This window comes from uncultured Oribacterium sp. (assembly GCF_902481605.1).
GTDB lineage: Bacteria > Bacillota > Clostridia > Lachnospirales > Lachnospiraceae > Oribacterium > Oribacterium sinus.
This window is the reverse complement of the sequence record NZ_CABSXI010000031.1, coordinates 1-21171: the sequence shown is the minus strand read 5'-3', so window position 1 is coordinate 21171 and position 21171 is coordinate 1. Positions and strand designations below refer to the sequence as shown.

The window sequence follows — 21171 nt, the reverse complement described above, 5'->3', positions numbered from 1 at the left end:
GGGTAAGCTGTGAAGACGGTTCGTATTTCATTAAATTCTATTGATAAAGTTAAGTCCTTTGTAAACGAGTTGGTTCGTTACTCTGATGTGGACTTCGATTTGGTTTCCGGTCGTTACGTGATTGATGCAAAGTCTATTATGGGAATTTTCTCCTTGGATCTTTCCAAGCCCATCGACTTAAATATTCATGCTGATGATGGAGAGATGGAGGATATTTTATCCCACCTGGCTCCTTACATCATTTAACTGTTGTATCTTAACGGAAAGAAAGAAGATATACAAGGCTTTTCAAAAGTGCATGGTTTCATGCACTTTTCTTATGTAAAGAAGGAGAATTATGCAATACCAAGCATTTTTGATTAAATATGCAGAAATCGGCACCAAGGGTAAAAACCGTTATGTCTTTGAGGACGCCCTGGTTCATGATATTCGGATGAAATTAAAGAGAGCCACCGGAAGCTATTCCGTTAGCCGGGAACGGGGAAGAATCTATGTGAATGTGAAGTCCGAGGACTATGATTATGAGGAGTGTATTGATGCCCTTCGCCATGTGTTCGGTATTGCCGGCATTGCGCCCATGGTGCAGGTGCCTTTAAGCCCGGACTTCTCCGTTTTGGAAAATGCGGTCCTTTCCTACTTTAAAGAAGCCTATGGAGACAGCAGCGTTTCCTTCAAGGTGGAAAGCCGAAGAGCGGAAAAGTCCTACCCCATGACCTCTCCGGAGCTGGATCAGGAGCTGGGACACAGCATTTTGGAGGCCTTCCCCAATGCTCGGGTGGATGTGCATAAGCCGGATGTGAAGCTTCGGGTGGAAATCCGCCAGTATATGAACATTTACGGAAAAATCATTCCCGGACTGGGAGGAATGCCTCTTGGCACCAACGGCAAGGCCATGCTTTTACTTTCCGGAGGAATTGACTCTCCCGTTGCGGGCTACAAGGTGGCAAAGCGGGGTGCTTTGCTGGAGGCAACCTACTTCCATGCTCCACCCTATACCAGTGAAAGAGCAAAAATCAAGGTTATGGATCTGGCCAAGCAGGTTTCCACCTATACCGGTCCCATAATGCTGCATGTGGTAAATTTCACGGATATCCAGCTGGCTATCTATGAGCACTGCCCCCATGAGGAGCTAACCATTATTATGCGCCGCTACATGATGCGGATTGCAGAGGCATTGGCTTATAAAAATAACTGTATCGGCTTAATCACCGGAGAATCCATCGGACAGGTGGCTTCCCAGACTCTGCAAAGTCTGGTATGCACTAACGAGGTCTGCACCCTGCCGGTTTACCGTCCCTTGATTGCCTTCGATAAGCAGGAAATCGTGGATGTGGCTCAGGAAATCGGCACCTACGAAACCTCCATTGAGCCCTACGAGGATTGCTGTACCATCTTCGTGGCAAAGCACCCGGTTACCAAGCCCATTCCGGAGAAGATTCGGAAGTCAGAGGAAAAGCTGGCGCCCATCGTTGCGGAAATGGTGGAGAAGGCCATTAATGGGGCTGAGGCAATTTTAATGCGGAAGGATAAGGCTGCTGAAAATTAAAAAAATGATGTAGGAAAAGTCATGTTTAAGCCTTCCTTCCGATATAGGTCTTAAATTGGGGCATGCTCTCGCTAACCTCGCCACGACTGAGCAGTGGCTATGTCACCCACTGCTCACTTTGCTTCTCAAAGCAACTTCTTTAGGAAGTTGGTCAGCTACAGGACGACTTTTCTGATGAAAAGTCTGCCCTTTCGGACACTAACTTCAAGCTTCGCTTTCAGTAAGTACCGGCGGACTCAGATTACCCCCATTTTAGACCTATACCGGAAGGAAAGAACTGTCTTTTCCTACATTTTTACTGCTTCTCCAATTCTTATTCTAACAACGAACAATTAATTTAAGCTTCAAATAAAATGTTCACATTACTTTTTAGAATATAGAATAAGTTCAATTTTGGAATTGCTATACGTTTAACAAATATGAATATGGAGATTGAGCCACTTGATTAAAATTTCCAACAGCTACTATTCTTGAATTCTCCATTACTACTATTTGATCGTATTGTTTCAGAATTTGTGGATTGCTCTTATGACTGATAGTAACAATGGTTCCATTATACTTGAGAAACATATTTTCCAAAAAGTATGTATTCTTTGTATCCAATGCACTCATCCCCTCATCCACAAATATAATCTCTGGTTCTCTAATAAAAACTCTTGCAATTGCTATTTTTTGTTTTTCTCCTCCTGATAAATTATTTCCATTATCTGATAAAACTGTTTTTACTCCATGAGGTAATTTTCTAATTAGTTCCTTTAGATTTACCAATTCAATAACTTTATCCAATTCTTTCTTCTCAACATCATGTCTTAAACATATATTAAATTCTAATGTATCTTGAAATATATAAGGATCCTGTTGTACAAAATTAATTTTCTTCCTCAGCGATATTTCATCTATATCAGAAAGTTCTTCGCCATCTATTTCTATTTTTCCAGAATACGCTTTATTAAGCTTTGTTAACACCTTTAATAAAGTGCTTTTACCACTCCCACTACTTCCTAGTAATACATACTTTTTACCTCGTTCTAATAATAAATCAAGGTTTTCTATTGCAAAACTTTGAGAACCCGAATAACAATAACTCAGGTTTTTTATCTCTATAGTTTTAATTTCTTCTTGTAATACTTTCTCTTTATCTAATGTTTTCTCATAAGTTACTTTTTCCAGTATCCCGAGTATTTTTTGTTCTATCGGATAAATCGAATTCATTTCGGCAATGTAAAATGGTCCCTGATTTATAGGCAAAATAACATAGTTCATAACTTGCATGATTGCCAAAGCAGTTCCTATTGAAAAATAGCCTTTATGTGATAAAAATGCAGCCAAAACAACATTTATAGACAAGATCAAAAATCCATTAGATGTTACCAATAACTGTATACAATCATCATAAAAATTAGATCGTAACCTGCTTTCCTCAACTTTTTTATTTGAATCATTTAGCTTTATTAAATATTCGTTTTCAAGCATAAAAAGTTTGATAGTTTCAATTCCGTATAATAGTTCTTTTAGCATACGAAAAAACTGTGCAGTAGCTTCTATATATACATTTTTTAATTCAGAACTTTTATTTACAAATAAACCTGGCAAATAAATACTAATTAATCCACAAGCCACAACAGACATTGCAATATATATATTAACATATATCAAATAGCCGAGCGAAAGTACAAATGAAGACATTGTTCTAACTAACATAAAAAGATTGATTAATTTTTTTTCATATATCAAATCTACATCTTTATTTACAGTAGATATGAACTCCATATTATCGCAGCCCGGTTTATTTATGATATTACCTATTAAATCATTCTTAATGTCTTTACATATATAAGACGCTATCAGAAGGGATAGTCTCTGAAATGATGCATATAGGACTATATTTGACAAGATAAAAATAATGATTACAACAATAATTCTCAAAAATCCTGAATTGTTATTTGTGATTGCAGTATCAATAATTTCTTTTAATATTATGCCTTTCCCAACATCCATTATTCCCAGTAAAATACTAAGGAAAAAACTAAGGAATATAGAGTATTTGTATCTTAGAATATAGTTTGTCATTTTTATCCCTTTATACCTTGTTAAACGAAGCGTCTTAAATATATTGCGATATTATGTAAGTCTTTATTTTATCCACAAGAGTTGCATCAAAAATATCCCTCATACAGTCCTTTTCATTTTCTCCTTTTGCCCAGGTACATCCTCCATAGCATATTGGAGCATACTTACAAAAGTTAATACATTTTGCCTCTTCCAAATGATAATCATACCATTTCTTATTATCTATAATTAACTTCCCATCAGTACTTATTTTGCCATGAACATCACTATATAATAGCCCAGGACAAGCATATATGTTAAGTTGTTCATCCACTGTATATCCATTTGCTAATTTACCAATACACAGCCCACTAACTTCTTTAAATACCTTAATCCCATTTTCAATTAAATAATAATTTAACTTAACAATTTCTTTTGCCAATTCAATATCATTGTCCCTCTCATCATTACCATCTAAAATGATCTCTCCTTGGGTTCCAAATATCTCATGGAATTTTATTGATGTAATAGCTTGTGCAAGATTATTATCAATTAAATAATCTATCAACTCTTTAGATTTGTTCACTGTTTCTTTGTTTACATTTATTCGCAAACATATCGTACTCAAAATATCTGAAGTTTTATATTTTTTAATTAATTTTAAACTTGAAATAATCTTGTCAAAGCTCCCCTCCCCGTTGGGATATACTCGGAATGAATCATTAATCTCCTTAATTCCGTCTAGCGTAATTTGGATATTGTCTATATTATCCAAGTAAAATTTAATATTATTCTCATTAAATAAAGTACCATTGGTAATCAATACACACTGAATCACTAATTCTGGAAAAGCATCTTCTAGACGTCTCAGATCTGTAATTATTTGCTGACACATAGAATCATTAAACATTGGTTCCCCACCAAAAAGACTAACAGCAAATAATTTAGTATTATGTGTTTTTATTTCATTTTTAAAATATTCAAGAACCACTTTCCAATTGCGTTCAGTCATATACTTCTTACAATTAAGTTCTTTCCTTCTATCCTGATAACAATATGTACAATTTAAATTGCAAGCTGATGTTGTCGAGATAAATGCCGCCATTTTAGTTTTATCAAACTTTAACGAAGATATATTGCTCTTTAATCTTGAGACCTCAAATTCATGGCTATCAACTATAATGCCATTTTCATATAAGCTAGTTTCTTCGTCTTTTGATAAATAAATTTCCTGATTTCCATACAAAAAGTCGACTAAATCGTGATCACAAGAAATCAAACATTGAGATGCCAGATTGAAAAGATACTCTTTCCCTTCAATATCTAATAATAAATTATACTTTGAAGCTACCATTGTTTCTCCTTAATTAATAGCGTTTTAGCAACTTTTTCTACCATAGATAACTATCAGAAATCACGTTATAGTCGGAATATAAATGATAAAAATTGTCCTTCCAAAAGCCAATGCAATCTCTTTTAAAATATTACCCCCGACAATATAATCTCTTACAGTACTACTATAAATATCTATTTTTATAAGCTCTCAAGTAAATTAACTGCTAAACTAATCTAACGTGGTATTGATATAACAACATATACAATATGAAAGTAGTTAAACGACAACTTCATTTCTTAAAAATCCAGAACATTATCTGATTCTTGTAATGCAGTTTCCAAAAATTCCACAAAAATTGACTTCTGAAAATGTTAAGTAGCCTCTTTCTAAAATCTTGAATCTCATATCATTTTCTCCTTTCTTCAATTAACTGCATTTACTCAAGAGCTTATAAACAATTTTTTACTCCCCTCTATTCATAATATAATTAGGAGTGTACTTGCTCTGTCTGCATACATAGAGTATGGACAGGAAGTAAGATAATACTATAAGGATTATTGCATAACAAAGTATATATCCATTAGGAAGATTGAATCGCAAGTCATAAATCCCCATTCCTTGTAACATAAGGATCAAAATTCTATTGGTGAATAATAATGACAACACATATCCTATAAAGGAAGCCATCATCAAAATCGGCAGGATGCTCATAGAAATCTGCCTTGCTATCTGATAGGTGGTGAAGCCCATTGCTCTCATCACCGCAAAATCACTTTCATTATTCAACACAACTGTCTTTACCAGTAAAATCACTGTAGTTAGCGTAATAAGCATACTTAGCAAAAGTACCCAGACGAGTATTGCCTTTACGTTGGCTATAACAGAAGCAAATTGGCTATTAAACAGCCCTTTGAAATTTTCGATATAAACAATTTCATCCCCTATTTGAGATTGAATATTCGATATTGCTCCTTCTATATCCCTATCATGTTTTAAATATACATACATTGATTCCCACCTGGCATCCGGTTCTATTTTTAGGATACCCTCATAGCTAAAGAAAACATCCAGTCCTCCGGTATAGCTGCCTTGTGTCAGTCCGGTTACTACATACTCTTCCTCCGGAGCTTGCTCTTGATAATCATTTCTAATTGAAATCACATCTCCTATTCCTTTTTTTAAACTCTTGGAGAGATTAAGCGAAATGGCAATTTCATTGTCATAGAAAGGATACCTTCCCTTGTATAATCCTATTTTTTCCAATTTCTCATAGTCATCATAAACCGTTATTCTTCCACTTACATTGTTATCACATAGGATTTCTCCCCCTCCGGGACCTATGCATTTTATGACTGCTTTGGTGTTATCCATATCGGATATTCTCTGATATAGCTTCTGAATATCTGCTTCTTCCCCGGGCTTTAAAACAATATCAAATTTCTCCATACCACTGATTTGCGATAAACCGTCTTCTTTCTGAACAATATTGGAAAATAAAGTGATAAAAAATGAAGAGGATAATACTGCTAAGGCAACAATCAAGCAGATGGCTATATTTTGTTTCTTTCTACTAATCAATAAATAGATAGCCGATAAAAAGTCTAAGGATAACGGAATTTTCCCCAAAAATGAATGACTGATTCCGCCATTATAATTAGCTCTTTGTCCTCTTATAGCTGCTACCGGAGTGATTTTCTTTACGGTAACGGTTGCATGAAAAGCAAATAGGAATACTATAATTAGATTCAGCAATAGGATTTCTAATCCTCTCATCATGTGAAAAAAATTTACCCACTTCATACCGCTTTCTGCCGTTATGGAGGGAATGAAAGTGGATGCCAATACAGCAGACAATAAAATCCCTAGAACGCTTCCCATAAAGCCTAAGAAAATATATTGGAATACAAAGGATAGTCGAATTTCCCTATCGCTAATGCCTAGGGCTTTCATTACTCCAATTGTTTTAAAATCCTTATAAAAACTGTCTTTAATTCTAAAATACATTACCAGGCAAACCACTATCAGAGTTACCATAGAAAAGAAAAGTATCGCAATACTGTAAACGTGTAATGTGGAGTGCATAGAATACCGAGCGGAAGCAATATCCGTATAGGTTCCATAAGGTGCCTCTTTGATGAGTGGGATAAAGTTTTGGTTTAAATGCTTATCTTCAGACTTAAGCAACAATAAAGCACTGCGTCTATCATTTCCAAGAGAATTTTCCAATTCCGAGAAAGTTTTCTCCGGTACATCAAAAGCCATAATGCCTCGATTACCATATAAAATATCCTCCGTAAAACCGGTAATCATAAAGGTCTTATACTCACCAAGGTATTTTATAGATAAATTTTCTCCTAATTGAAAACCAAATAAGGTCTTGCACAGATAAGGAACAAAGATGGCATTCTCCGGCTGAGTCTCCATTTTTTCCACAACATTGACAGTAGATAAAAGATTGTCTCTATCGAAATTCCGTATAATCCACGAGCCCTGTAATTCTTCCTCATTTTCTACAGATATTGCTGTTTTTAAAAAAATTAAAGCATCTTCGATTTCATAGGCGGAATTCATTTCTGATTCTTTAATTAAAGCTTCAATTTCCCCTCTTTTCTTTTCTAAGTATTCTCTGGGAAATATTGCACTATAGTCTGCACAGTTTGTTGCTTTATAAACAGCCTTAAACAGGGAAGAAAAGCTATCTTCCATGGAGAAGGATATGCTTATCAAGAGCGAAGACACCGCAATCAAGAAAACAAAGATAACAGATCCATAAACAGTTTTTTTGATTTTAGAAAGGTTAAAAAGTAATATTCTTTTTATCATCATTACCATCCCATTTCCTTTAAAAAGCCATCCAATTGTTTTATTCTTTCTTTGTCCTTATCTGCTGTATATTGTCCCAGATTACACTCCCCGCAAATCACTCCATCCTTTAAATACAGTATGCGATTTCCTCTTAAAGCTGCATTAAAGTCATGGGTAACCATTAAGACACTTCGACCTTGTTGATGAATATTGCTTAATAGATCTAAAACTCTGCCCCCTGCTTCGGAGTTTAGTGCTCCTGTAGGTTCATCGGCAAACAATATGTCCGGCTCATTGATTTCCGCACGGACAACTGCAACTCTTTGTGCTTCACCTCCTGAAATTTCTGAGGGATTTTTATCCCAATTTTTTTCTTCAATATGAACCATTGAGAGCAGCCGCTTTGCTTTCTGCATAACTTCAGCATTATTTTTATTTCTTAACAGACCGCACAGCACAATGTTATCCAGAACCGTAAGATTATGAATCAAATTAATCTGTTGGAATACAAATCCACAGTGATTTCTTCTAAAGTCGGATAACGCATTATTGGATTTACCCGATATCTCTTCGTCTCTAAAGAAGACTCTTCCCAAGGAAGGCCTATCCATTCCAGAAAGCATATAGAGAAGAGTTGACTTACCGGAGCCTGATGCTCCCATAACCACAGTAAAATCCCTCTCATAAATTTCTAAATCTATATTCTTTAAGATGTGTTCACTATGGTTTTTCGTTGAAAAGCTTTTACAGAGCTTTTCCGTTCTAATGATTATATTTTTATCATGATTCACCATTTTGCATTCCTTTCATGGTTCATTTCTGCTTGCACGACCCTTTTTCTATATTGATTTTATCATTCAAAATCTTAGCAGTCTTTGCCTCTTCCTTAACAATTCTTAACTGACTCATCATGATTCTTAACTATATAATGCCCATGATTTGCTTTATTCCATTTTCTAAAATGCTACTGAAAATACAGACTCTGCAATCAATACTCTGTACGAACAAAAAATACTACAGGAAGTCTTCCTTTGAAAGTTTCCTGTAGTATCATCCATCTGATTAAGCCAATGGCAAATCTATCGTTACACAAAATTGATTCTCTATTTTATCAAAACGAATTCTTCCGCCGATTTTATCTATAATCTTTTTGCAAATATATAAGCCCAATCCGGAACCGGCAAAATCCTTGGCTTTTTTCCCTCTATAAAATCTTTGATCCACCAAGTGGATTTCCTCCTCTTCAATGCAATCTCCAAAATCACTAACAGATATTCGTAAGTACTGATCGGAAAAACAGGAAGATACAGTAATCTCCGTATTCGCATATTTATAAGAATTATTGATTATGTTATCGAAAACCTGCAATAGCCGATTCTTGTCTATTTTTATAATGCAGGAAGGAATGGATATTTCTCTGATATAGTTTTTGTAATCTGCACTACGAATAATATCTGTTACAACTTCACTACATTCTTCTCTTACAATAACTTCCATTTCCTCCAACTCATCTAATGTAGACTGCAATAAATTGGAAGCCAAAAGATTGATTTGCTCCGCTTTATCCATAATTATCATCATCTTTTTTCTTTTGGATTCGTTATCCTCTTGTAAAGCAAGAAGTTCTGTAGTTGCTTTTATGGAAGCAATCGGCGTTTTTATATCATGACTTAACGAGGCTATAAGCTCTTTTCTCTTTTTTAGAGCATTTTGCTCATTGATTTTAGCGTTTAAAAGCTTCTCTCTCATAATATCAAAGCTATTGGCAAATGTACTAAGAGCATTGTTACTATGAATACTGAGAGGCATCTCAAGATTTCCATCTGAAATTCTTTCTGCAAAAACTTTTAATTGGTCTAGTGGTTGAAGTATGGTTCTCCATATTTCAAATACCAGGATTGCAATAATAAGAAAAAACAAACTGTTAATCAGTAAATAGATATTTCTCATACGAATACTGTACGAAACGTAACGTTCATAATCTTCATTTAAAACAATAAGCTTTCCCACTACTTTCTCGTTTTTTACAATATCTATAATCGTATCTTTGTTTTTTATAGAGTCTTCCAATCCACGTCTCTTCATGAGCATGGATTCGTAAACAATATCTCCCTGCTCATTAATAACATAGAATGAAAGATTGCTTTTCCTATCTCGAAAAACACTGTCTTCCCAGTGCCCCCAGTTTTTTTCCACTGACTTTCTGATATAATTTACCTCAGCAAAATCGTTAGGCTTCTTCATTATCGGTAAAACCAACAATACTAGGGTAAGCCAGGAAAGGATCAAGATTAGTAGAAAATAGAGATACCCTTTTTTCATTGTCCTTCTCCTAATGTCAACATGTACCCTATCCCCCAAACCGTCCTTAAAACTTGCGGTTCGTTAGGATCTATCTCTATTTTTTCTCTTAATCTGCGAATATGGACATTTAGTGTATTATCTCCGGTGATACTATCCTGCCATACATTTTGGAATAATTCCTCTTTCGATATGGTTCTGCCTTGATTTTTCAGGAGATAGAAAAGTAACTTTTTTTCCATTCCTTTCAGCTTTATTCTTTCCCCGGCGTTATATAATTCTTCTTTTTTTAAATCAGCCTCACATCTTCCCACGCTCACGCCGTCTAATTTATCTTCCGGATAATATCGTTTCAAGAAAACCTGTATTTTTGCAAGCAAATAGCTGAGAGAATAAGGTTTTTGTATATAATCATCCCCTCCAATATGTAAGGCTAAAATCATATCATCCGTACTGCTACGTGCACTGATGAAAATAATGGGCACATCAGTCATTTGTCGAATTTTTTTACAAAGTTCAAACCCGGATTCATCACCCAAATTAATATCCAGCAAAATTAACTTTACCTTATCTCGAGAAAGAACTTCAAAACATCCCTCATCAGACTCTGCCGTAACGGTACTGATACCGAACAAATTCAAATATTCACTTGTGGCTTCCAGCAAACTTTTCTCATCATCAATGATTAGACAATCATAAATCATAAAAACAGCTCTACCTCACTTTCTGCTTCTCCCTGTATGCGTTAATAAATAGATGGTAGATTTGTATATTCTTTACTTTGTTTAAATAAAACTACTGACTCTTTCTCTTAAAATGACTTTTTCCTACATATAAAGGCGTGCCACTCCCCTTCCTGCAGCTCTTCCAGAATTTCCCATTCCTTCACTGCTTTCAGGGTCTCTCTGACTTCCTCCGCCTTTTCTTCCAAAATTCCGGAGGCAATAAAGATTCCTCCTTCTTCCAAAAACTTTGGTACTTCCGGTGCCAAGGCAATGATAACCGGTGCTAAAATATTGGCTAAAACCAAAGAAAAGGGATTTTCTTCACATCCTTTCCTAAAGTCCTGCTCTTCCTTTTCCTGTCCCAGAATATTACCGATAAAAAGAGTCATTTGTTCTTTGGAAAGGGTATTTTTCAAAAGGTTTTCTTCTACTGCGCTCTCACATAGGGGGTCTAAATCCGTGGCAAATACTTCCTTTGCACCCATCTTGAGGGCAGCTATGCCCAGAATTCCGGAGCCGGTTCCCAGATCCAGAACCCTCTCCTTTCCCTTTCCGTATTTTCCTAAAGCCTGAAGGCAGAGCTTGGTGGTTTCATGTTGTCCGGTTCCGAAGGTGGTGCCCGGATCTACCGACAGCAGAATTTTCCCCTCAGCTTCCTTCGGTACCTCCTCCCAGCTTGGGCAGATGAAAAAATCTCCCACGGAAAAGGAATGGAAGAAGTCATGCCAGGCATTCAGCCAGTCCTTATCCTCCGTTTCGGATTGGCTAATGCTTCCCTTCCCGATATTGCAGTAGGAAGACATATTTTCCAGTTCTTCTCTCACTGCTCTGAGAATTTCATCGCATTCTTCCTCCGTGAAAATGTTGGAAGAATTCAAAGTATAGGAATGATCCACCAAGGGGTCGGAAAAGACCTTTTCCACCTCCTCCTTTCGTCTTTCCTTATCTTCTTTGGAAAGCACTTCCACATAAAAGGAAAGGGTGGCATCCTCTATGCTGTCATCTCCCTCGGGATAAAGGTCTACAAACATCGTTTTCGCCTCTTCCTCGGTAATGCCCCGCTGGTCGGAAAACTCTACTCCTTCAATGCCCAATTCCTCCATAAGAAACGCGGCCAGAATCTCCTCCGCTTCAACAGTGGTATCAATGCTATACTTACGCCAAACCATAGCAGCCCCTTTCCTTCTTTCTTTCCCTCTTTTTAATAGTAAAAAACAGGGGTCTCAAAAATCAGATATAGGAAAACTGATTTCTGATTTTTGCAGCCCCTTTCTTTTATGCCTTAAAAAATTTCCTTAAAACCGGTAATTCTTCTTTTAAAACGCTGATACATTCCTCCAAATCTCTCTTCTCTGTATATTGGGAGAAGGAAAAGCGCAGGGTGGAATCCAAATCACCATGACTTAGCCCGATGGCTTTCAAGGTTCCGGAGATTCCGGGGTGGTTAGAGGAGCAGGCCGAGCCGCTGCTGACATAGATTCCTCTTTCCTCCAAGGCATGAAGCAGAACCTCCGCCTTTACCCCCTGAAAGGCTGCGGAAACGATATGGGGTGCGGATGCCTCCCCTTTTTCCGAATGTACGGTCACTCCTTCTATTTTTTCCAATTCATCAATAAAGAAATCCTTCAAATGATAGAGCATTTCCTGCTTTTCTTTAAAATGGCTGTAGCTAAGCTTTGCCGCAAGGCCCAGCCCTGCAATACCGGGGATATTCAGGGTACCGGAGCGAAGACCGTTCTGGTGTCCTCCCCCAAGCATTAACGGAGAAAGCTTTACCTTTTCATCCACATACAAAAATCCGATGCCCTTTGGTCCGTGAAGCTTATGTCCGCTGACGGAAAGCAGGTCTACCATATCTCTCTTGGGACGAAGCTCCATTTTTCCATAGGCCTGAATGGCATCCGTATGGAAAAGGGTTTTAGGATTCTTCGCCTTAATGCATTGTCCGATGGCGGCAATGTCCTGAACCGCTCCCATCTCGTTGTTTACCGTCATAATGGAAACCAGAATGGTGTCTTCCCGAATGGCATTTTCCAAATCTGTTAATGAAATATGTCCCTTTTCATCCACCGGAAGAACCGTTAAGGAAAAACCGTGCTGCTCCAAAAACTCCAGGGGCTTATAAACCGCCGGATGCTCAATGGCGGAGGTAATGATGTGCTTACCCTGTCTTTCCATGCCAAAGCAGGTTCCCATAAAGGCGGTATTGTTGGACTCCGTTCCTCCGGAAGTGAAAATAATCTCTTTTTCCTTGCACTTCAAAGTGTTTGCAATGGTCTCTCTGGCCTCACGATAATAGGCTTCCGCTTCCACGCCCATCTTGTGCTTTGCCGATGGGTTTGCATAGTCTGCCAACATGGTGGTGGTCATCAAATCCGCCACCTCAGGATATACCTTGGTACTGGCTGCATTATCCAAATAGATACTTCTCATCTTCTTCTCCTTCCGGTCTTACTCCGTTGTTGCATATTCCAGCTGCATCATAATCAGGCTTAATGCCGTAATGGCTGCAGTTTCTGTCCGTAAAATGCGTTTTCCCAGACTGATAGGGAGGAATCCCTCTCCCATGGCTTGCTCCACCTCTTCCTTGGTAAAGCCTCCCTCCGGCCCGATACAAAGGGCAATGGAGCAGTTCTTCTTCCCTTTCACAGCTGCTTCCATCTTAGCGAGGATTTCTCTTGTGGGAATTACGCCTCTTTCATTTTCATAGGGCAAAAGCTTAAAATCACAATCCTTCACATAGGAAAATGCTTCCTTCCATCCCATTCCGTTTTCCATTTTTGGAAGAATGGAACGTTTACTCTGCTTTGCCGCAGAATCCATAATGCTTTGCCATCGACTGATTTTCTTCTCTTCCTTTTTTTCCTTCAGCTTCATCACCGTGTTCTTGCTTTCCAAAGGAATCAGGGCGGAAATCCCCAGCTCCACCGCCTTTTGGATAATCCATTCCATCTTGTCCCCCTTGGGGAGCGCCTGAAGCAGGATAATCTTTGCAGGCAATTCATGGGGCTCTTCTCGAAAACAAATGGACAGAACCGCCTCTTCCTCCGAAAAGGACTGAATTTCACATTGATAATCCACACCTTCTCCATCGGAAATCAGGATTTTCTCTCCGATTTGCCCGCGCAAAACCTTATGTAGATGGTGAAAGTTCTCTCCTCTTAGAAGGATTTTCTCTTCCCCTATCTCTTCTTTCGACACAAAAAAATGATGCATTAGCGCTTCCTTTTCCCGGAAATATTCTTAAAAACTCTTTTATATTACAGCTTTCCGGAAAAGAATACAATCCCTCGCAAAGGAAGGTAAGAAAGCAATACAAAGGCAGAAAAGAAAGCATCGCAAAAGCAAAAAAGAAAGCAAAGACAGATGGTGTTTTTCTACCATCTGCCTCTTCCTTTTTACAAAGCTTTCTTCCAAGCCATGTCGGTTTATCAACCCTACTAAAAAACTTTAGTTTTTAGATTTCTTATATAGTTTTTGCTTTTCTACTATATAAGGAAACCTAGCTTAAATCGCCTTAAATGCTTCCTCTAAATCTTCAATAATATCCTCCACATTTTCAATACCGATGGAAAGACGTACGGAGTTCTCCTGAATGCCCTGCTCAAGAAGCTCCTCCTTGGTTCCCTCGGAATGGGTGGTGGATGCAGGGTGAATCGCCAAAGACTTTACATCCGCAACATTTGCCAGTAAGGAGAATAACTCCAGATTATCGATGAAATCCTTAGCGGTTCTTTCATTTCCCTTAACCGTAAAGGTGAAAATGGAGCCGCCGCCGTTGGGCAGATATTTCTTGTAAAGCGCCTGCTGAGCCGGATCTGTGGATGCCGCAGGGTGAGAAACGGATTCCACCTTCGGATGCTTCTTTAAATATTCCACAACCTTTAATGCGTTATCTCTATGACGCTCTACACGAAGGGCAAGACTCTCCAAGCCCTGAATCAATACCCAGGCATTGAATGGAGAAATTGCTGCTCCCTCATCACGGATGGTGATGGCACGAAGGTAGGTTGCGATTACCGCAGGGGCTGTATCTACTGCAAAGCGAACGCCGTGGTAAGAGGGGTTTGGCTCAGTAAGCCATGGCCACTTCTTGCTCTCAGCCCAATCGAATTTTCCGGCATCTACCACAAGTCCGCCCAAGGAAGAACCGTGTCCGCCGATAAACTTTGTTGCGGAGTGCACCACGATATCTGCACCGTACTCAATAGGACGAATCAGATAGGGGGTTGCAAAGGTATTGTCCACAATCAAGGGAATACCATGCTTGTGGGCAAGATTTGCCCAAGCCTCAATATCAATAGCATCTCCGTTTGGATTTCCTAAGGACTCAATGTAGAGTGCCTTGGTATTTTCCTGAATAGCCTTCTCCGCCTCAGCTAAGTCTGTGGGAGAAACGAAGGTAGTTTCCACACCGAACTCCGGGAAGGTATGCTTTAAGAAGTTATAGGTTCCTCCGTAAATGTTTTTCGCACTGACAATGTGGTCTCCCTTATGGGCAATAGCCTTAAAAGCATAGGTAACCGCTGCTGCACCGGAAGCTACCGCCAGAGCTGCCACACCGCCCTCTAAAGCCGCTACTCTGGCTTCCAAAACACCCTGGGTGGGGTTTGTTAAACGTCCGTAAATGTTTCCGGCATTTCTTAAAGCAAAACGGTCTGCCGCATGATCGGAATTATCGAAAACATAGGATGTGGTCTGGTAGATAGGTACCGCCCTTGCCCCGGTTGCCGGATCCGCCTGCTCCTGTCCTACATGAATCGCCTTGGTATCAAATCCAAAATTTCTCTCGTTTCTCTTCTTAACTCCCATTTTATTTTCCTCCTTATACTCTACATAAGCTTTCCGATGGTTTAAAACTTTCTTTCGGAAGCTTTCCTTCAGCTTCTTTCTTACTGATACTTACTGATTCTTACTTACATCTTGCTACTCGCTTTTTGCTACTTACTTTTTGCTGCTTTCTTCTTACTTGCAGAAGATTTTCTTGCTGAAGCTATACTAGCATTTTCTGAAATTCCTGTATAATACAAGAGTTTTGGATTTGGCTATAGTTTCTGCTTATAGCAAATGCTTTTATCACTGTTCCCTCTATGCCGATTAAAGGTTTACTTGTCATTAAAACAAAAACTTAGGAATACCAATAGCTTCAAAGTACTTTATATCTCCATTCTGGTCTTATATTTTTCTTTTAAATTGGATATTTTTATAAGTTCAGACTTATCTTATTCTCAGTTTATAAACAAAATGAAGTTTTAAAAATCACTTTATCATCTTCATTCTTTTTCCCAATATCTAAGTTTCAGGAGGAAATCATTATGCACAAGACACAAAAATTAACTCTTACTGCCCTATTTGCGGCATTATCCTATGCTGTATTCACCTTCTTACAGATTAAAATTCCTATCGGAGCGGATGCCACTTCTATTCATTTGGGAAATGCGGTAGTAGTCATTGCAGCGCTGGTTCTGGGCGGTCCCTTAGGCGGCTTTGCCGGAGCTCTGGGAATGACCATCGGGGATTTACTGGATCCGGTATATATCACCTATGCTCCTAAAACCTTGATTTGTAAAATGGTCATCGGCTTAATTGTAGGCTTGGTTGCCCATAAGTTAGGAAAGATTCAGGATACAAACGACAAATCCAAAATTTTTAAATGGGTTTTACTTTCTGCCGTTTGCGGACTTTTTGCCAATGTGATCCTGGATCCCAGCATCGGCTATTTCTATAAGCTCTTAGTTTTAGGAAAGCCTGCTGCGGAACTGTCCTTTAAGATTAACCTGATGGCTACAGGAATCAACGCCATCACTTCCACCATCGTTTCCGTCTTTGTCTACATGGGACTCTATCCTATACTCAGAAAGCAAAATATGGATACTTTGCGTCTCGCATAAAAAACAAGATACGAAGCATCAATATTTGCCACTATATTTTTCCATTATCCCTCCTTTGGGAAATGCCTAAAGTACTCCTGAATCAGCCTTTACGCAGCAAAAAACTCCTCATACCCTATCGGGTGAGGAGTTTTTTATTATCCGAAAATAAATTTTTGCCCTTTTGTAAAGCCAGAGCAAGCAGTGCATTGCCAAGCAAAATCGCTACAATCCAGAAGATGGTTTTTCCTACAGACTGCTCTCGGATTTTTAGAAAGCTGTATGGGCCGGAAACCAGACCAATCCCATTTAAAATCAAAAGAGGGATGGCATACAGCAATGTTACCCCCAGTGCCTTCCCTATGGCCGATGCAGGAAGGACTCGCTTCTCTTCCATAAAGAGAAAAAGACAAATGGAAAGGAAGGGACAAAGCAAGTGGCTGAAAAATCTTGTTCCATCCAAAAATTCATGGGCAAATCCGTTTTCCGGTCCAAGCACCAAAAGCACCACGAAAAAGGTCAATGCCAGGCACACGGAAGAAATATAGCGGAGAAGGGAAAGGGAGGGAGGAAATGTCCAGCTTTCTCCTTTTCTTTGTAAGGCTTTACTGAGTACACCCTTTCCCTCTTGATTTTTTCTTTGTAAAAGGAAAAAGAGCATAAGCGCCGAGCTGATTCCGCAAAGCAGGTTAGAATCTGTCGTATAGAAACGAAAGGTTCCCAGTCCGTCATCCTGCAATCCGTGCAGCACTACGATGCACTCCAGCAGCAGCAAAACAAAATGCCCCAGCATTAATCCCTTTTCTCCTGTCTTTTTTTCCATCCCTTGCCCTTTCTATTTTTCGCTTATCTATTCCGGAAATTTCCATTTCTCTTCTTCGCTAATCTATTTAGAGAATTTCCATTTCTCTTTTTCGCTGATCTATTTAGAGAATTTTCATTTCCCATTTTAGCTTTTCCATACCAAAGCCATTTGATTGCTTCGCGTACTTCTCCTTACTAGCAGAGATACAGAACACCGGCATCAAAGGAATCGCAGTCTTTCACTCCGGTATACATCATCATTTCCCGAAGTTCCTCCTGCATATTTTCCACCTTGGAAATTACGCCCTCTGCCCCATGGGAAAGAAGGGGTTGCAGGATTCCCCGACCTACGGAAACCGCATCTGCCCCTAAAGCCAAGGCCTTATAGGCATCATAGCCGGTATCCATACTGCAATCCACGAATATCTGCATCTTACTATCCTGTAAAGCCTCCTTGATTTTCGGTAAAATCTGTAGAGGAGCAATACCGAAGGGAAGTCTGCCGTGATGGTGAGAAACTACAATGGCAGCACAGCCTGCTTCCTTGGCCTTCAGTGCATCCTGAACGGAAAGCACGCCCTTTGCCACAAAGGGTAGCTTGGCATAGGCTACAAAGTCCGCTAAATCCTTGCTAAACACCGGTCCCATGGGGATTCCGTCTACCACATCATAACGGCCATCTGTTCCCGGCACGTGGTCAATGTCGATTCCCACTGCCACAGATCCCTGCTCTCTTGCAAAGTCTATTTCCTCCCGTATTCTTCCATGATCTGCAAAAGGCTTGATAATCCGCACTGTATCGGGATTTTTAGCAACGATTTTACCATAATCTTCATTGTCTTCCATCCCTACCCAGTTAAGCGCATTTAATTCCTTTGCCGCTAAAGCATACTCCTCCATAGGGGTTCTTCCATTTTCCAGCACCTTGTTCAAGTGGGAAAATGCCGGCATCATAATGGGGGAGGAATATTTCTTACCAAATATTTCCTTCTCTAGGGTAACCTCTGTACTGTCTATCACCCGCATTTCCACATGGATTCGGTCCAGATAGGCTCTGTTGTATCGATTGGCATCCTCTGCATTTCCACTGGTTACCGGAATGACTCCCGGTCTTCCCGGCCATGGGCTATTGTTCATTTCCATAAAAATCTCCTTTCAAAATCACCATTGATAACCATGTGCTTTTATATCGCCTTTTTACCTTAGCGTTCGGCTTTTACCGAGTTCGGCTTTTACCGATTCCGGTATTTACCCTTTAGAATAATTCTATTCTTCCCGATACGTAGCGTCCTCCAAGCTTCTACGCTACCGGATAGAATAAAACCAAAAGGGCATAGGCGGCAAGGGCAATCAGTAAAAACAGGGAAATAAAGGCGGAAACGAATTCCTCCTGCTCCTCCTTTTGTAAAAGTCCTTTAATCTGTAAAGGTACAGGAAATCCTGTAGGACAAAGGAAATACAGAATAACACCGAAGGAAAAAATTCGATTCTGCATTTGCTCCTTAAAAAGCAGGAAGAACAACAGAATAATGCTTCCGCAGAACAGAATACGGATTCCTGCCAAAGTAAACAGAGAAGCTAAAAATCCCTTGTGCAGCCTCATACTGTAGCCCAGGCTAAACAATATCAGAGAGCCGATAGGAACGGTCAGCGCCTCCATGGTATTGTCAAAAACAGCCTTTAGACCTGCATTCTGCATAAGGGCTTGATGCAAGCCGCTGGCATTCATGAATACTCCGAAAAGCACCGCAAGAATAAAGGAGCTGGTAAATATTTTCCTGGCAAAGGGTAAAAGCTTCCGTTCTCCTATACTTTTATTCATTAAAATCAAGGGCACAAAGATAAAGTTAATCAGGATTCCCGCGATATCAAAGGGAATCAAATTGGCGGTATAGCTCTTTCCCACCACGCTGATATACAAGGGCAGTGCTACTGCCCCGCCTTCGCAGGTTAAGCACAGGAAGGGAGCAATTTCCTGAAAGTCTCTCGGTAAAAGCTTGGAAAGTTGTCCTCCCAGAAAGTAAACCAGCATCCAGATAAAAATCAAAAAAATGATTTCTAAAAACACGCCCTTTTCCAGATTTGTTTCCACCATAACCTGATAAATCAGGAAAGGAAACAAGATATCCAACGCAATTCTTTTTGCTCCCTCATTTTGTTCGTGGCTAATCCAAGCTCTTCTTCTGGCGTGACCTCCCAAAAATAGTAGGAAGAACACCGGAAATATCACAGAAACTGCTGCCATTTTCCCTCCTTGTTTTATAAAAGCCTAAAGGCTCTTGCTTTCGTTCCATTGAAAATTTCCAGCTTATCATATGCTTTACCTTAAAAAAATGCAAGTATATGTAAAAAAGGAAGAGCCGCTGCACAATGCAGAACGGCTCTTCGTATAACTTTCTTTCTTTATTTTTTAAAGTAAGGCAGTCTTACTTTCCTTCATAAATAGGATGTGCATCGGTTAATGCTCTTACCCTTCTTGCTACTTCTTCCTTGCTGCTTTCGAAGTCTGTAGCTACTTTGTAAAGACATTCTGCAATTTCCTTCATATCCTCTTCTTTAAAACCGCGGACAGTAACTGCGGGAGTTCCGATTCTTACACCGGAGGTTAAGAATGGAGAACGGGGATCGTTGGGAATTGCATTCTTGTTTAATGTGATGTGCACTTCATCACAGGCATTCTGCAGGAACTTTCCGGTAACATCCTGGAAGTTGGTTAAATCAACCAGCATTAAGTGGTTCTCCGTTCCGCCGGATACCAGCTGGAATCCCTTGTCCATCATAGCGGCAGCCAATGCCTTCGCATTCTTCGCTACCTGCTGCTGATATTCTTTATACTCCGGCTTTAAAGCTTCTCCAAAGCAAACTGCTTTAGAAGCAATGACGTGCTCTAAAGGTCCGCCCTGCACACCGGGGAATACGAACTTATTGAAGTTGTACTTCTCTGCTACTTCTTTACTGGATAAAATCAAACCGCCACGAGGTCCTCTTAAAGTCTTATGGGTAGTTGTGGTAGTAACATGAGCATAAGGAATCGGGCTTGGATGCACGCCTGCTGCAACAAGACCTGCAATATGCGCCATATCTACAAAAAGAATTGCGCCGCAAGCATCGGCAATCTCACGGAAACGCTTAAAGTCAATAACTCTTGGATATGCGGAGGCACCGGCAATAATCATCTTCGGCTTTTCTTTTAAAGCCTGCTCCATTACCGCATCATAGTCAATATAGCCTTCTTTGGTAATTCCATAAGGAATGATATTAAAGTAAAGTCCCGAAAAGTTTACGGGTGAACCATGGGTTAAATGTCCGCCGGCATCCAAGCTCATACCCATAATCTTGTCCCCGGGCTTACAAATTGCCATGGTAACTGCCATATTTGCTTGTGCACCGGAGTGGGGTTGAACGTTTGCATATTCACAATGGAATAATTCCTTCGCTCTTTCGATAGCAATAGCTTCTACTACGTCTACGGCTTCACAGCCTCCGTAATAACGCTTTCCGGGATATCCCTCCGCATACTTGTTGGTTAATACGGTTCCCATAGCCAACATTGCTGTAGTGGAAACAATATTCTCAGAAGCAATTAACTCGATGTTGTTTTGCTGTCTTTCATACTCTTCCCAGATGCCTTTCCCCACCTCAGGGTCATGTTCTTGAATAAAATTCATGATTTCTTTGATCATTCACGCCTCCTTTTCATCTGAATATTCCTTAATCTTCTTTCCAAAAATACTC

The 21171-nt window shown here is 39.5% G+C and carries 17 protein-coding genes; 3 read left to right on the top strand and 14 right to left on the bottom strand.

The features are described from left to right. Positions 1-9: 9 nt before the first annotated feature. Both RDQ32_RS06860 and thiI read left to right on the top strand, forming a co-directional pair. On the top strand, positions 10-246 hold the full coding sequence (locus tag RDQ32_RS06860; protein WP_007156528.1) for an HPr family phosphocarrier protein: 237 nt from the start codon (positions 10-12) through the stop codon (positions 244-246). 91 nt (positions 247-337) lie between these two features. Further along, positions 338-1546, top strand: coding sequence for a tRNA uracil 4-sulfurtransferase ThiI (gene thiI / locus RDQ32_RS06855; protein ID WP_308579639.1), 1209 nt, complete (start codon positions 338-340; stop codon positions 1544-1546). Positions 1547-1948: 402 nt separating this feature from the next. On the opposite strand, the gene RDQ32_RS06850 is transcribed toward thiI, so the two are convergent. The 10 genes from RDQ32_RS06850 to RDQ32_RS06805 all read right to left on the bottom strand — a co-directional run bounded on the left by RDQ32_RS06850 (position 1949) and on the right by RDQ32_RS06805 (position 15574). Then, positions 1949-3616, bottom strand: coding sequence for an ABC transporter ATP-binding protein (locus RDQ32_RS06850; protein ID WP_308579637.1), 1668 nt, complete (start codon positions 3614-3616; stop codon positions 1949-1951). A gap of 34 nt (positions 3617-3650) precedes the next feature. Next, positions 3651-4949, bottom strand: a complete 1299-nt coding sequence (locus RDQ32_RS06845; RefSeq protein WP_308579635.1) for a radical SAM protein — start codon at positions 4947-4949, stop codon at positions 3651-3653. A gap of 444 nt (positions 4950-5393) precedes the next feature. Then, the gene (locus tag RDQ32_RS06840; protein WP_308579648.1) at positions 5394-7355 is read right to left on the bottom strand and encodes an FtsX-like permease family protein; all 1962 of its coding nucleotides are present in this window, start codon (positions 7353-7355) and stop codon (positions 5394-5396) included. A 401-nt stretch (positions 7356-7756) separates the two neighbouring features. Beyond that, positions 7757-8530: an ABC transporter ATP-binding protein gene (locus RDQ32_RS06835; RefSeq protein WP_308579633.1), complete on the bottom strand. Its 774-nt coding sequence runs from the start codon at positions 8528-8530 to the stop codon at positions 7757-7759. A gap of 268 nt (positions 8531-8798) precedes the next feature. Then, positions 8799-10058: a HAMP domain-containing sensor histidine kinase gene (locus RDQ32_RS06830; RefSeq protein WP_308579632.1), complete on the bottom strand. Its 1260-nt coding sequence runs from the start codon at positions 10056-10058 to the stop codon at positions 8799-8801. After that, positions 10055-10741 carry a response regulator transcription factor gene (locus RDQ32_RS06825; protein ID WP_183684161.1) on the bottom strand — a complete coding sequence of 229 codons (687 nt, stop codon included), beginning with the start codon at positions 10739-10741 and terminating at the stop codon, positions 10055-10057. Before RDQ32_RS06825 ends, RDQ32_RS06830 begins: the two co-directional genes overlap by 4 nt. Before the next feature lie 107 nt (positions 10742-10848). Continuing rightward, entirely contained in the window at positions 10849-11931 is a 1083-nt protein-coding gene (prmA, locus tag RDQ32_RS06820; RefSeq protein ID WP_308579631.1) for a 50S ribosomal protein L11 methyltransferase, read from the bottom strand. 106 nt (positions 11932-12037) lie between these two features. After that, positions 12038-13195, bottom strand: a complete 1158-nt coding sequence (locus RDQ32_RS06815; protein WP_007156531.1) for a cysteine desulfurase family protein — start codon at positions 13193-13195, stop codon at positions 12038-12040. An 18-nt stretch (positions 13196-13213) separates the two neighbouring features. Beyond that, positions 13214-13978: a 16S rRNA (uracil(1498)-N(3))-methyltransferase gene (locus RDQ32_RS06810; protein WP_007156532.1), complete on the bottom strand. Its 765-nt coding sequence runs from the start codon at positions 13976-13978 to the stop codon at positions 13214-13216. Between the two features lie 291 nt (positions 13979-14269). After that, entirely contained in the window at positions 14270-15574 is a 1305-nt protein-coding gene (locus RDQ32_RS06805) for an O-acetylhomoserine aminocarboxypropyltransferase/cysteine synthase family protein (protein WP_007156533.1), read from the bottom strand. Positions 15575-16074: 500 nt separating this feature from the next. Between RDQ32_RS06805 and RDQ32_RS06800 the strand changes: the two genes are divergently transcribed. Further along, a complete protein-coding gene (locus RDQ32_RS06800; protein ID WP_156778095.1) occupies positions 16075-16653 on the top strand; it encodes an ECF transporter S component in 579 nt (192 codons plus the stop codon). A gap of 115 nt (positions 16654-16768) precedes the next feature. Here RDQ32_RS06800 and RDQ32_RS06795 read toward each other — a convergent pair whose 3' ends face one another. The 4 genes from RDQ32_RS06795 to glyA all read right to left on the bottom strand — a co-directional run bounded on the left by RDQ32_RS06795 (position 16769) and on the right by glyA (position 21119). After that, a complete protein-coding gene (locus RDQ32_RS06795) occupies positions 16769-17455 on the bottom strand; it encodes a hypothetical protein (protein WP_308579629.1) in 687 nt (228 codons plus the stop codon). A 176-nt stretch (positions 17456-17631) separates the two neighbouring features. Beyond that, entirely contained in the window at positions 17632-18579 is a 948-nt protein-coding gene (locus RDQ32_RS06790) for an alpha-hydroxy-acid oxidizing protein (RefSeq protein WP_308579628.1), read from the bottom strand. 157 nt (positions 18580-18736) lie between these two features. Then, a complete protein-coding gene (locus RDQ32_RS06785) occupies positions 18737-19681 on the bottom strand; it encodes a transporter (protein ID WP_308579627.1) in 945 nt (314 codons plus the stop codon). Positions 19682-19862: 181 nt separating this feature from the next. Next, positions 19863-21119 carry a serine hydroxymethyltransferase gene (gene glyA, locus RDQ32_RS06780; RefSeq protein ID WP_308579626.1) on the bottom strand — a complete coding sequence of 419 codons (1257 nt, stop codon included), beginning with the start codon at positions 21117-21119 and terminating at the stop codon, positions 19863-19865. Positions 21120-21171 lie beyond the last annotated feature (52 nt).